The 745-nt window shown below is 66.8% G+C and carries 1 protein-coding gene; it reads left to right on the top strand.

From position 1 onward, the window contains the following. Positions 1-350 precede the first annotated feature (350 nt). Positions 351-745 (top strand): TetR/AcrR family transcriptional regulator (locus tag AB4Y92_RS25130; protein WP_441822092.1); only part of this gene is annotated, 395 nt, incomplete at its 3' end.

Here is a 745-nt window from a genome sequence, read left to right as displayed (position 1 = left end):
GAGAAGCCGGCGGCCCAGTTCGTCGGAACAGCCGGCCTGGGCCCGGATGAACGCGATATTGGTGACTTGCGACACTGTACTTCTCCACGCTTCCGCCCCGCAGCCGCTGAAAGGGGGCGCGCGGCCGGTCCTCGCTGCTCCCCTCTCCAAAGGCCCCGCATCGCGGAGAGCAGATGCATCCGTGTTTCCAAAAGGCTCCGCCGCCACTGCGAGGGCGGCCCAACTTGGCGGCATTGCCGGTGACGCCGGCTTTCTGATTGTCACGCTACGCTACGTAGCGTATTGTCGCCAAGCTCAGGCGATCCCGACTGCACGCAGCGCTGCGGCGCAGACACAACCGGACCGAGATGATGGACACCAGACCCACGGCGGCGGCCGCCAAACCCACCGGATCCCGCCGCGGGGACGCCACGGCGACCCTCCTTCAGGTCGCGCTCGAACTCGGCGAGGAGCTCGGGTTCGACGCGCTGACGATCGAAGGCATCGCCGCGCGCACAGGCGTCGCCAAGACCACGATCTACCGCCGCTGGCCRAATGTCGCCGCCATCGTCATGGATGCATTTCTCACCGAGGTGACCAGGGCGGCGCCGATCCAGAAGCGCGCGACCGCGCGCGAGAGCTTCGGCCTGTCGATGAAACTGCTCGTGCGCGCCTATAACGGCCAGCAAGGCAGGATCATGCGTTCGCTGCTTGGACGGGCGCAGGTCGATTCACGCCTGCTCGAAGCGATGAGGCTACGCTGGGT

This window comes from Lysobacter sp. TAB13, assembly GCF_052113885.1.
Classification (GTDB): Bacteria; Pseudomonadota; Gammaproteobacteria; order Xanthomonadales; family Xanthomonadaceae; genus Lysobacter; species Lysobacter gummosus.
Note: the sequence above shows the minus strand (reverse complement) of the source record. Positions and strands in the feature narration are given on the sequence as shown.